General features: G+C 72.8%; 10 protein-coding genes. 3 read left to right on the top strand and 7 right to left on the bottom strand.

All coding sequences use genetic code 11. The features are described from left to right. The first annotated feature begins 117 nt into the window (after positions 1-117). Both ACTMS2_RS05170 and ACTMS2_RS05165 read left to right on the top strand, forming a co-directional pair. On the top strand, positions 118-474 hold the full coding sequence (locus tag ACTMS2_RS05170; protein ID WP_441174344.1) for a YkvA family protein: 357 nt from the start codon (positions 118-120) through the stop codon (positions 472-474). Positions 475-551: 77 nt separating this feature from the next. Next, positions 552-1,922, top strand: a complete 1,371-nt coding sequence (locus tag ACTMS2_RS05165) for a cystathionine beta-synthase (protein WP_441174343.1) — start codon at positions 552-554, stop codon at positions 1,920-1,922. Positions 1,923-1,976: 54 nt separating this feature from the next. Here the strand turns inward: ACTMS2_RS05165 and ACTMS2_RS05160 are convergent, their stop codons facing one another. From ACTMS2_RS05160 to ACTMS2_RS05130, 7 genes are all read right to left on the bottom strand, one after another. Continuing rightward, entirely contained in the window at positions 1,977-2,486 is a 510-nt protein-coding gene (locus tag ACTMS2_RS05160; protein ID WP_441174342.1) for an N-acetyltransferase family protein, read from the bottom strand. Beyond that, entirely contained in the window at positions 2,483-3,412 is a 930-nt protein-coding gene (locus ACTMS2_RS05155) for a ribonuclease Z (protein WP_441174341.1), read from the bottom strand. The genes ACTMS2_RS05160 and ACTMS2_RS05155 overlap by 4 nt, the downstream gene beginning before the upstream one ends. A gap of 346 nt (positions 3,413-3,758) precedes the next feature. Then, a complete protein-coding gene (locus ACTMS2_RS05150; RefSeq protein WP_441174340.1) occupies positions 3,759-4,943 on the bottom strand; it encodes an osmoprotectant NAGGN system M42 family peptidase in 1,185 nt (394 codons plus the stop codon). Next, positions 4,940-6,754: an N-acetylglutaminylglutamine synthetase gene (gene ngg / locus ACTMS2_RS05145; protein ID WP_441174339.1), complete on the bottom strand. Its 1,815-nt coding sequence runs from the start codon at positions 6,752-6,754 to the stop codon at positions 4,940-4,942. Before ngg ends, ACTMS2_RS05150 begins: the two co-directional genes overlap by 4 nt. Before the next feature lie 2 nt (positions 6,755-6,756). After that, positions 6,757-8,541, bottom strand: coding sequence for an N-acetylglutaminylglutamine amidotransferase (locus ACTMS2_RS05140; RefSeq protein WP_441174338.1), 1,785 nt, complete (start codon positions 8,539-8,541; stop codon positions 6,757-6,759). Positions 8,542-8,804: 263 nt separating this feature from the next. Further along, positions 8,805-9,467: a peptide-methionine (S)-S-oxide reductase MsrA gene (gene msrA / locus ACTMS2_RS05135; RefSeq protein ID WP_089001946.1), complete on the bottom strand. Its 663-nt coding sequence runs from the start codon at positions 9,465-9,467 to the stop codon at positions 8,805-8,807. Between the two features lie 542 nt (positions 9,468-10,009). Further along, complete coding sequence (locus ACTMS2_RS05130) at positions 10,010-10,420, bottom strand: HIT family protein (RefSeq protein WP_441174337.1); 411 nt, start codon at positions 10,418-10,420, stop codon at positions 10,010-10,012. Between the two features lie 114 nt (positions 10,421-10,534). On the opposite strand from ACTMS2_RS05130, the gene ACTMS2_RS05125 reads away from it, so the two are divergent. Further along, positions 10,535-11,677 carry a cystathionine gamma-synthase gene (locus ACTMS2_RS05125; RefSeq protein WP_441174336.1) on the top strand — a complete coding sequence of 381 codons (1,143 nt, stop codon included), beginning with the start codon at positions 10,535-10,537 and terminating at the stop codon, positions 11,675-11,677. Positions 11,678-11,685 lie beyond the last annotated feature (8 nt).

Here is an 11,685-nt window from a genome sequence, read left to right as displayed (position 1 = left end):
CCGCTGTCGTCGTGTCGGCTCGTGGGTGCCTGGAACTCGGCGGTCCTGGGTACCTGTACGGGTGACCGGGGGCGGTTGCGCCGACGCGTCATCCTGGCACATGGAGAGGGGCCGAACATGGGGAAGACATTGAAGCGCACCGCGGCGTTCAGCGCGCTGGCCCGGGCCCTCGCGGCCGGGTCGCGGGGCGGGCCGTCGCTCGGGGCGCGGTTGGGCGCGCTGCCCCGGATGATCCGGGCGACCACCCGGGGGGAGTACGACGGCGGCCTGCGGCTGGCCCTGATGACCGCGGCGACGGCGTACATCGTCTCGCCGATCGACCTGCTTCCGGAGATCCCGCTGGCGATCTTCGGGCTGGCCGACGACGCGGTCATGGTGACCTGGCTGGCCGGCAGCGTGCTGGCCGAGACCGAGCGGTTCCTGGAGTGGGAGGCCCGGCGCAGCTCGGTGATCCCCGGACACGTGGCGTCCTGAACCCACGTACCCTGGGGCGTCGAGAAGACGTCTGCCCGGCCGCCGCCGGCGGCGCCGGAGGAGAAGGGCACAACGAGGTGCGGTACTACGACAACGTCGTCGAGCTGATCGGCAACACCCCGCTGGTACGGCTGCGCAACGTCACGGCCGGGATCCAGGCCACCGTCCTGGCGAAGGTGGAGTACCTCAACCCGGGCGGCTCGGTGAAGGACCGGATCGCCCTGCGGATGGTGGAGGACGCGGAGAAGGCGGGCCTCCTCCAGCCGGGTGGCACGATCGTCGAGCCGACCAGCGGCAACACCGGCGTCGGTCTGGCGCTGGTGGCGCAGCTGCGGGGCTACAAGTGCGTCTTCGTCTGCCCCGACAAGGTCAGCCAGGACAAGCAGGACGTGCTGCGGGCGTACGGCGCCGAGGTGGTGGTCTGCCCGACCGCCGTGGCCCCGGAGGACCCGCGCTCCTACTACAACGTCTCGGACCGCCTGGCCCGGGAGATCCCCGGCGCCTGGAAGCCCAACCAGTACAGCAACCCGGCCAACCCGCGCTCGCACTACGAGACCACGGGGCCCGAGCTGTGGGAGCAGACCGGGGGCGAGATCACCCACTTCGTGGCGGGCGTCGGCACCGGCGGCACCATCTCCGGCATCGGGCGCTACCTGAAGGAGGCCTCGGAGGGCCGGGTGCAGGTCGTCGGCGCCGACCCGGAGGGCTCCGTCTACTCCGGCGGCACCGGCCGGCCCTACCTGGTCGAGGGCGTCGGCGAGGACTTCTGGCCGGAGACGTACGACCGGGGTGTCGCCGACGAGATCATCGAGGTCTCCGACAAGGCGTCCTTCGAGATGACCCGTCGGCTGGCGCGCGAGGAGGGGCTGCTGGTCGGCGGCTCCTGCGGGATGGCCGTGGTGGCCGCCCTCGAGGTGGCCCGCAAGGCGGGCCCGGACGACGTGGTCGTGGTGCTGCTGCCGGACAGCGGCAAGGGCTACCTGTCCAAGATCTTCAACGACGGCTGGATGGCCCGCTACGGCTTCCTGGACAACTCCGGCACGGAGCCGACGGTGGCCGACGCGCTCGCCGGCAAGCCGGGCGGCCTGCCCGAGCTGGTGCACGTGCACCCGACCGAGACGGTCCGGGACGCGATCGACTACATGCGCGAGTACGGCGTCTCGCAGCTGCCGGTGCTCAAGGCCGAGCCCCCGGTGGTCACCGGCGAGGTGGCCGGCTCGATCGCCGAGAAGGACCTGCTCGACGCGCTCTTCACCGGCCAGGCGCACCTGCACGACACCATCGAGCGGCACATGGCCGAGCCGCTGCCGATGATCGGTGGCGGGCAGCCGGTGAGCGAGGCGGTCGGCCTGCTGGAGAAGTCCGACGCCGCCCTGGTGCTGGTCGACGGCAAGCCCAAGGGTGTGCTCACCCGCCAGGACCTGCTGGCCCACCTCGGCGCGCGCTGACCGCTTGAGGAACGCCCCCTGTCGACGCCTGGTGCGCGCGGCAGGGGGCGTTCTTCACAACGGGCGGGCGTACCGGAGCTGGGGCACGACCGCCGGGCCGATGTGTTCGTCGCGTTCGGTGCCGGTGAGGGTCCAACCGCCGCGCTCGTAGAAGGCCCGGGCGTGCGCGTTGTCCCGCAGCACCCAGAGCACCGCGCGGGACCAGCCGCGTACGCGCATGGCGTCCAGCGCGTCGACCATCAGGGCGCGGCCGGTGCCGCGCCCGCGCTCGGCGGGTTCGAGGTGGATGGCGTTGAGCAGGCCGGTCGCCGGGTCGCCCTCGTCGTCCGGGCCGAGGTAGCTGAACCCGACCAGTCGGCCGTCGCGCTCGGCCACGGTCATCCGGTGCTCGTCGCGCTCCCACGTCCAGCGCTCGGTCCAGTAGGCGCCCATCGCCTCGGGCGTCGGCTCGGCCAGCGCCCGCGCCGGCAGGAAGGCCGAGTAGGCGGCGACCCGGGAACGCTGGTGCAGCGCACCCACCGTCAGCAGGTCGTCGACGGTGGCGGGGCGCAGGGTGACCGTCACCCGGCCGAGGCTACCCGCCGGGGCGGGACCTGCACGGTCGTCAGGTCCTCGGCGATCACCAGGTCGCCGTCGAAGTGCGCGCGGGCCTCGTCGGCGAAGCGGGCCGGGTCGGCGTACCGCTGGGAGAAGTGGGTCAGCACGAGCCGGCGTACGCCCGACTCGGCCGCCACCCGCGCGGCCTGCCCCGCCGTGAGGTGGCCGACCTCGGCGGCGAGCGCGGCCTCCGAGTCGAGGAACGTCGACTCGATGACCAGCAGGTCGGCGTGCTCGGCGAGGGCGTACACCCCGTCGCAGAGGCCGGTGTCCATGACGAAGGCGAAGCGCTGCCCGGGCCGGGGCACGCTCACCTCCTCGCGGGTGACGCGACGCCCGTCGAGGTCGAGGTGGCCGACGCGGATCAGCTCCCCGACCGCCGGCCCGGCGATGCCGTACGCGGACAGCCGCTCCGGCAGCATCCGGCAGCCGTCGGGCTCGACGAGCCGGTAGCCGTACGTCTCGATCGGGTGCCGCAGCCGGCGGGCCTCCAGCGTGCCGACGCCCAGCGCGATGCGCTGCCCGTCGGTCTCGATCGGCTCGACGCGCAGCTCGGCGGTCTCGTGGAAGCTGGAGGCGTGCCGCAGGCGCGCGAAGTATTCCGCGCCGCCGGCCGGGAAGTGCACCGCCACCGGGTGCGGCACCCGGTCCAGGGAGAGCCGCTGGATGGTGCCGGGCAGGCCGAGGCAGTGGTCGCCGTGGAAGTGGGTGACGCAGATCCGGGTCAGGTCCGTGGCCGTGACCGTGGTGTGCAGGAGCTGCCGCTGGCTGCCCTCGCCCGGGTCGAAGAGGATCACCTCGTCGTCCCAGCGCAGCACGTACCCGTTGTGGTTGCGCTGCCGGGTGGGGGCCTGGCTGGCCGTCCCGAGCACCACCAGCTCGCGCATCGACACGGTGACCTCCGGCTGCGTCGGCCACCCGGCCGCGGAAAGGGTCGACCCCCGGGGCTTCCGCGCTCGCGCGCGGGCCGGCTGGACTGGGCCGGCACCCCGGGGGTCGGGTGGCTGTCGTGGTTTCGCCGCACCGCTGCCACACGGTCTCGACGATCGTGCATGCCCGCCTCGCGGCGGACGTGGTTTTCACTGTCGAGGACAGCGGCTAGCGGACAGCCACCTCACGAGTCCGATTGCTATACAAGTCTGGACCACCTCCTTTCCCGTGTACCGCCACGCTATCCACCCCTCGCGCCCCGGGCAACGGATTTCGATCACACGAGGTCGGGGAATGGCGGGCCGGCGCTCAGACGTTCTCGGCGATGCCGATCGGCCCCTCGCGCGGGCCCTCCTCGCTCGCCGGCTGAACGGCCAGCGACGGGAAGTCGGCCAGGTCGCCCTCCGGCTCGGCGTCCCACTCGGGGAAGACCAGGTCGCTCTGGAGATACAGGCAGAGCAACTGGGTGAGCTGGCGCAGGCCCTCCAGGTGGGTGCGCTCGTGGCCGTGGGTGGCGTCCACGCCGAAACCGAGCAGCGCCACCCGGGCGTGCGCGCCGGCCTCCACGGCCGCCGCCACGTCCGAACGGTAGTACTCGAAGACGTCGCGGACCAGGTCCACCCCGTGCTCGGCGGCGATCGAGGCCAGGTTCCGGGTCAGGTGGTAGTCGAACGGGCCCACGCCGTCGCCCATGGCCAGGGTGGCCGCGTCCTCGCGGGACTGCTGGCCGGGCGCCACCACCGCCGCGTCCACCGACACGATCTCCGCCACGTCCGGGTCGAGCCCGTGCGACGCCCCGTGCCCGATCTCCTCGGTCACGGTGACCAGCAGGTGCGCGGTGACCGCCGGGCGTACGCCGGCGTCGACCATCGCCTTGAGGGCGGTCAGGACGGCGGCCACGCCGGCCTTGTCGTCCAGGTGCCGGGACTTGACGTACCCGCTGGGGGTGATCGTCGGGTTCGGCAGGAACGCCACGAAGTCGCCCGCGTCGATGCCGAGGGCACGCAGCCCGGCGATGTCCTCGACCGGCTCGTCGACCCGTACCTCGACGTGCTGCCAGCCGACGCCCTGAAGGTCCACGTCGTCGTTGTAGCGGTGGCCGCTGGCCTTCAGCGGCAGCACCTGGCCGGTGATCACCCGCTCCAGGTCGTCGGTGAAGATCCGCACGTGCGCGCCCTCGGCGAACCGGGCGCTGTGCGTACCGATCGTCTTCAGCTCCAGCCGGCCGTTCTCCTTCAGCCGCTTGACCATGCCGCCGATGGTGTCGGTGTGCACCACGATCGCCCGGTCGGCGCCGGTCGCGCGGGGGCCGGGCAGGCAGGCGCTCAGCGCGCCGCGCCGGGTCAGCGTGGAGGGGATGCCGAGCGCGGAGAGCCGCTCGCCGACGTACTGCTGCACGTGGTCCGTGCGCCCCGACGGGCTCGGGATCTCCAGCAGCTCCACCAGCACCTGACGCAGGTAGTCCAGGTCGATCTCCAGGGGCCTCGGGCTCACGCCGCACCTCCCGGGCCGGCCGGGGTCCAGAGCCGCTGCGGCGCGCGGGTGCCCGGGAAGAGCAGGTCCACGAAGCGCTCGGCGGTCGGCTGCGGCTCGTGGTTGGCCAGGCCGGGCCGCTCGTTGGCCTCGATGAAGACGTGCTCCGGGCGGTCCGGGGCGCCGACCAGCAGGTCCAGCCCGGTGACCGGGATGTCCAGGGCCCGGCTCGCCGCCACGCACGCCTCGGCGATCGACGGGTGCAGCATTGCGGTGACGTCGTGGATGGTGCCGCCGGTGTGCAGGTTCGCGGTCCGGCGTACGGCCAGCACCTGCCCCTCGGGCAGCACGTCGCGCAGCTCGTGGCCTGCCTCGGCCAGCACGTCGCGGGTCATGTCGTCGAGCGGGATCCGGGACTCGCCACCGGTGGCGGCGGCCCGGCGGCGGCTCTGCCGCTCGATCAGCTCGGCGATGTCGTGCACCCCGTCACCGGTGATCGAGGCGGGGCGCCGGACCGCGGCGGCCACCACCTCGTGGTCGATGACGACGACCCGCAGGTCCTCGCCGGCGCGCATCTCCTCGATCAGCACGTCCGGGCAGAAGCGGGCGGCCAGCTCGACGGCGGCGGCCAGCGCCTCGGCGGTGCGTACGCCCACCGTGATGCCGTTGCCCTGCTCGCCCCGCGCCGGCTTCACCACCGCCCGGCCGACCTCGGCGAGGAAGGCGGCGTCGCCGTCGTCGCCGGTGGCGGTCCGGCCGCGCGGCACGGACAGCCCCGCCTCGGCGAGGATGCGGCGGGTCACCCGCTTGTCGTCGCAGCGGCTCATCGCCACCGCCGAGGTCAGCTCCGACAGCGACTCGCGGGTTAGCACGGTCCGTCCGCCGCTGCTCAGCCGCAGCTCACCCCAGGCCGGGTCGGTGACCTCCACCCGGATGCCGCGCCGCATCGCCTCGTCGGCGACGATCTTCGCGTACGGGTTGAGCTGGTCGTACCCCTGCGGCGTGGCGGGCAGGAAGAGGCGCTCGTTGATCGGGTTCTTCCGCTTCACGCAGAGCGTCGACGTGCGGTAGAAGCCGAGCCGCTCGTAGAGCCGGATCGCCCCGGCGTTCTCGGCGAGCACGGACAGGTCCACGTACGCCCGACCCCGCTCGACCAGCCGGGCGGCCAGCGCGGTGATCAGCGCCTGGCCGGTGCCCGGCGGCGCGGTGTTGAAGTCGACGGTGAGGCACCACAGGCTGGCGCCGTTCTCCGGGTCGTCGAAGACCGCGACGTGGTCGACGCCGGTGATGGTGCCGACGACCTCGCCGGTGGCGTCCTCGGCGACCAGGTGCAGGAACCGGTCGGTGCGCGCGTTGGCGACGAGCACGTCCACCGGGGCGGTGACCATGCCGTTGCGGGCGTAGATCCGGTTCACCGCGTCCGCGTCGGCGGCGTCGGCCAGCGGGCGGATGGCCAGCCCCGGCACCTCGCCGTCGCCGGTCGGCCGGTCGCCGCCGAGCGGCAGCCGGTAGGTCAGCGACGGATCGATGAACAGTTCGTCGGGCAGCCGGGACACCAGCACGTGCGGGTCGCGCAGGTAGATGCAGATGTCCCGGGAGCCGGCGGCCTCCGAGCGCAGCACGGCGGCGACGGCGGCCTGGTCGGCGAAGGTCTGCCCGAAGACGAGCCGGCCCCAGCCGCAGTCCAGCACCACGTCGGTGTCGCCCTCCCGGGTCGGCGGCTCCGCCGGCTCCGGCGCCATCGGGTCGCCGCCGGGACCCACCCGCTCCCGTCGCCGGCCGGTGCGCGACCGGTCGGGCCGGGCGGTGCCGGTCGCCAGGGTGTCGGTCACGGTCAGTCGATTCCGTGGCTCTGGAGCCACATTTCCAGGAGTCCGAGTTGCCACAGCTTGTTTCCGTTCAACGGGGTCAGTTCGGCATTCGGGTCGGCGAGCAGGGCGTCGACGTAGTCGGCGCGGAACAGGTCGCGGCGGCGGGCCTCGGGCGCGGAGAGCGCGTCGCGTACCCGGTCGAGGAGCTTGCCCTCCAGGTGGGTGAGGCCGGGCACGGGGAAGTAGCCCTTCGGCCGGTCGATGACCTCGTGCGGCAGCACGCGGCGGCCGATCTCCTTGAGCACCCCCTTGCCGCCCTGCGCCAGCTTCAGCTCCGGCGGGCAGCTCGCGGCCAGCTCGACGAACTCGTGGTCGAGGAACGGCACCCGGGCCTCCAGCCCGTGTGCCATCGTCATGTTGTCCACCCGCTTGACCGGGTCGTCGGTCAGCATGACCTGGGTGTCGATCCGCAGGCCGGCGTCGACCGCGGTCTGGGCGCCGGCCCGCCCCAGGTGGGCGGCCACGAACTCCCGCGCCGGGTCGCCGTCGGTCAGCCAGGCCGGGTTCAGCACCCGGGCCAGCCCGGCCGCGTCCCGGTCGAAGAAGGCCCGGGCGTACGTGTCGAGCGCCTCGTCCCGGCCGACCTTCGCCAGCGGCGGGTACCAGTGGTAGCCGCCGAGGATCTCGTCCGCGCCCTGGCCGGACTGCACGACCTTGACGTGCTGCGAGACCACCTCGCTGAGCAGGTAGAACGCCACGCAGTCGTGGCTGACCATCGGCTCGGACATCGCGGCGACGGCCGCTTCCAGCGGCGGCACCAGGTCGGCGGCGGCCACCCGGATCTGGTGGTGGTCGGTGTCGAACGTCTTCGCCACGAGGTCGGAGTAGCGGAACTCGTCGCCCTCCCGGCCGCCGACCGCGTCGAAGCCGATGGAGAAGGTGGAGAGCCCGCGCTGGCCCTCGCCGGCGAGCAGGGCGACAACCAGGCTGGAGTCCAGGCCGCCGGAAAGCAGCACGCCCACCGGCACGTCGGCCACCATCCGCCGGCGTACGGCGGTGGTCAGCGACTCCAGCAGGGCGTCCTGCCAGTCCTTCTCGGACCAGCCGGCCCGCTCGGCGGAGCGGGTGAAGGACGGGTCCCAGTAGACGCGCTCGGAGGTGCGGCCGTCGGCCTCGTAGACGCGTACGGTCGCCGGGGGCAGCTTGGCGACGCCGCGCAGGATGGTGCGCGGCGGCGGCACGATGCTGTGGAAGCTCAGGTAGTGCGCGAGCGCGACCGGGTCGATGCCGGTGTCGACGCCGCCCCCGGCCAGTAGCGCGGGCAGGGTGCTGGCAAAGCGCACCACACCCGGCGTCTCGGCCACGTAGAGCGGCTTGATGCCGAGCCGGTCGCGGGCCAGCACCAGCCGGCCCGTGTCCCGCTCGCTGATCGCCACGGCGAACATGCCGACCAGGTGGTCGACGAAGTCGAGCCCCCACTCGGCGTACGCCTTGAGCACGACCTCGCTGTCGCCCGAGGAGAAGAACCGGTGGCCCTTGGCCTGGAGTTCCGCGCGCAGCTCGCGGTAGTTGTAGATGCAGCCGTTGAAGACGCCCGTCAGTCCCGCCCCGGGGTCGACCAGCGGTTGCCCGCTCGCCGCGGAGAGGTCGATGATCTTCAGGCGTCGGTGCCCGAGGGCGGTCGGGCCCTGGGCCCAGACGCCGCTGTCGTCGGGCCCCCGGTCGCTCATCGTGGCCGCCATGCGTTCCACCGCCGACACGTCGGCGCGTGAACCGTCACGGCGGAACTCTCCCGCAAGTCCGCACATGCCAGGCAATGCTGCCAGAGGGCAGCGAGGATTGCCCGTTGGGATGATAACGGTTTCTTGAAGATTTGCTACACTGCGCGATTTCGTCGCGCCCCGTGTCGACCATGGTGGCAGAGCGCGTCAAGAGTGGCAGCCGGGGCGTTTCGCCGTCGGGGGCGGATGTGATCGACCGCTCAGTTCCGGTGGCAGGCGACCGGCGCGGCTGACGCCGCGCCGGTCCGCCTGGGTGTGTCCGTCCGGTGTGCCGGTGGCTGGCCGGCCCCTCAGCCCGACGTACGGGCGACGCCCACCGGGCAGCTCAGCCCGTTCGGGCCGTGGTTGCAGTACCCGTTCGGGTTCTTCGTGGGTGCCAGGTACTGCTGGTGGTGGTCCTCGGCGAAGTAGTACTCACCCAGTCGCTCGATCTCGGTGGTGATCTCGCCCTTGCCGGCCCGCGCCACGATCGGCGCGAACGCCTCCCGGGACGCCTGGGCGGTGGCGAGTTGCTCGTCCGTGGTCACGTAGATCGTCGACCGGTACTGGGTGCCCACGTCGTTGCCCTGGCGCATGCCCTGGGTCGGGTCGTGGTTCTCCCAGAAGACCTTCAGCAGGTCCTCGTAGCTGATCCTGGTGGGGTCGTAGACCACCTGGACCACCTCGGCGTGCCCCGTCATGCCCGAGCACACCTCCTCGTACGTCGGGTTCGGCGTGATGCCGCCCGCGTAGCCGGCGGACGTGGTGATCACGCCCGGCAGAGTCCAGAACAGCCGCTCGGCGCCCCAGAAGCAGCCCATGCCGAACACGGCCACCTGCGAGCCCTCCGGGAAGGGCCCCTTGAGCGGGGTGCCCAGCACCTCGTGCCGATCCGCGATCGGCATCGCGATCAGGCGACCCGGCAGGGCCTGGTCGGGGGTGGGAAGCTCGGCCTTGACACGGCGCAGGAACACGGTGGGACTCCTCTCGTACCTCTCCCAGCGTGCAACACCGCCGGACCCGCCTTCCTTACCCGCTCCGCCCACACTCAGGCGGGCCGCCGCCGAAACGGGCACGAGGCGCCGTATGAGGCACCGCGCGGGTCGCGATGCCAATACTGTCGGTGACGTCAGCTGTCGGCCGGCCGGACCCTCTTCGCGCGCTTTGCTCTGCATCCTCATACGCGCCGGTCACCGTGCGTGGCGGTGAGCTCCACCGCAGCCGTGTCCCCGCTTCGTGTCGTCGCAGGTAGGAGCCGTGGTGCGGATGTGGATGCAGAGCAAAGGCGGGAGGGTGGCATCGCGGCCGCCGCTCGCGGCCGCCACAGAGAGTTACGTAGCGCGATTACCACTCTCCGTGACGGCGATGGGTGTCGGGAGGCTATGCAGGCAGGGCTCGGCCGCGCCCGCCGGGGCGCGCCGGCCGCCGGACCGCTGGGGCTACCGGGCCGTCGGGCCGTCGGGGCGGGCCGCCGGGCCGCTGGGGCCGGCGGGGCTGTGGGTGCTCCCGCAGCCCGTCAGAGGGCCGCGGTGATGCGAGCGGCGTACGTCTGGGCCTCGGCGTCGTCGGCGTAGCGGGTGCGCGGCCAGAAGAAGCCCCGCAGGCCGTCGCCCCTGGTGCGCGGCACCACGTGGGTGTGCAGGTGCGGGACGGACTGGGACACCTTGTTGTTCATCGCCACGAACGTCCCACCGGCCTCCGTGCCGGTCTCCACGGCGACCGCGAGCCGGCGTACCAGGCCGAAGTAGCCGGCCAGCGCTTCGGCGGGAAGGTCGGCCAGGGCGACCAGATGCGTGCGCGGCACCACCAGCACGTGCCCCTTGAAGACCGGCCGGGTGTCCAGGAACGCCACCCCGTCGGGCTCGTCGGCCACCCGGAAGGCGGGGACCTCGCCCGCCACGATCCCGCAGAACACACACCTGCTCATCGGTCCAGGCTATGCCGGCCGCCCCGCCGACAGACGTCTCCACCGGCCCGTCGGGCGCGGACCCGACAGGACCGTTCCGTTCCAGCCCTCGGGACGGGGCATTAGCCTCACGGGATGAGTCACGGCTTCGACACGCTCGCCATCCACGCCGGCCAGGACCCCGAGGCCCGCACCGGCGCGGTGATCCCACCGATCTACCAGACCAGCACCTACGCCCAGGACGCCGTCGGCGCGCCGCGGCTGGGCTACGAGTACAGCCGCTCCGGCAACCCGACCCGCGACGCCCTCCAGGAGTGCCTCGCCGCGCTGGAGGGTGGTCCGGTCGGGCTCGCCTTCGCCAGCGGCCTGGCCGCCGAGGACACCCTGCTGCGTACCGTCTGCAAGCCGGGCGACCACGTGGTGATCCCCGACGACGCGTACGGCGGCACGTACCGGCTCTTCGCGCGCGTGGCCGAGCGCTGGGGGCTGGACTACACCCCGGCGAAGGTCTCCGACCCCGACGCGATCCGGGCCGCCGTCGAGCCGGGCCGGACCCGCATCGTCTGGGTGGAGACGCCCACCAATCCGCTGCTCGGCATCGCCGACATCGCCGCGCTGGCCGGCGTCGCGCACGACGCGGGCGCCCTGCTGGTCGTCGACAACACGTTCGCCTCGCCGTACCTCCAGCAGCCGATCGCGCACGGCGCCGACGTGGTCGTGCACTCCACCACCAAGTACATCGGCGGCCACTCCGACGTGGTCGGTGGCGCGCTGGTGGCCGCCGACGCCGGGCTCGGCGAGGAACTGCGCTACCACCAGAACGCGATGGGCGCGATCAACGGCCCCTTCGACGCGTGGCTCACCCTGCGCGGCATCAAGACCCTGGGCGTACGCATGGACCGGCACTGCGACAACGCCGAGCGGATCGCGGCCTACCTGGACGGGCACGCCAAGGTCGGCCAGGTCATCTACCCCGGGCTGCCCGCGCACCCGGGCCACGAGGTGGCCGCGAAGCAGATGCACCGCTTCGGCGGGATGATCTCGTTCCGGGCGGCCGGTGGCGAGGAACACGCCGTCGAGATCTGCAACCGGACGAAGCTGTTCATCCTCGCCGAGTCGCTCGGCGGCGTGGAATCCCTGATCGAGCACCCGGGCCGGATGACACACGCAAGTGCTGCCGGCTCGCCGCTTGAAGTTCCCGGCGATCTCGTGCGACTGTCTGTCGGCATCGAGACGGTCGACGACCTGCTCGCCGATCTGGAGCAGGCGCTGGGCTGACCGCTGGC

The organism is Micromonospora sp. SD12, from assembly GCF_052068495.1.
GTDB classification, from domain to species: Bacteria; Actinomycetota; Actinomycetes; order Mycobacteriales; family Micromonosporaceae; genus Micromonospora; species Micromonospora echinofusca.
Note: the sequence above shows the minus strand (reverse complement) of the source record. Positions and strands in the feature narration are given on the sequence as shown.

Bases quoted from the DNA above. Each gene is read 5' to 3' on its own strand.
- ACTMS2_RS05170 (WP_441174344.1), top strand. From the start codon at position 118: ATGGGGAAGACATTGAAGCGCACCGCGGCGTTCAGCGCGCTGGCCCGG.
- ACTMS2_RS05140 (WP_441174338.1), bottom strand. From the start codon at position 8,541: ATGTGCGGACTTGCGGGAGAGTTCCGCCGTGACGGTTCACGCGCCGAC.
- ACTMS2_RS05130 (WP_441174337.1), bottom strand. From the start codon at position 10,420: ATGAGCAGGTGTGTGTTCTGCGGGATCGTGGCGGGCGAGGTCCCCGCC.
- ACTMS2_RS05125 (WP_441174336.1), top strand. From the start codon at position 10,535: ATGAGTCACGGCTTCGACACGCTCGCCATCCACGCCGGCCAGGACCCC.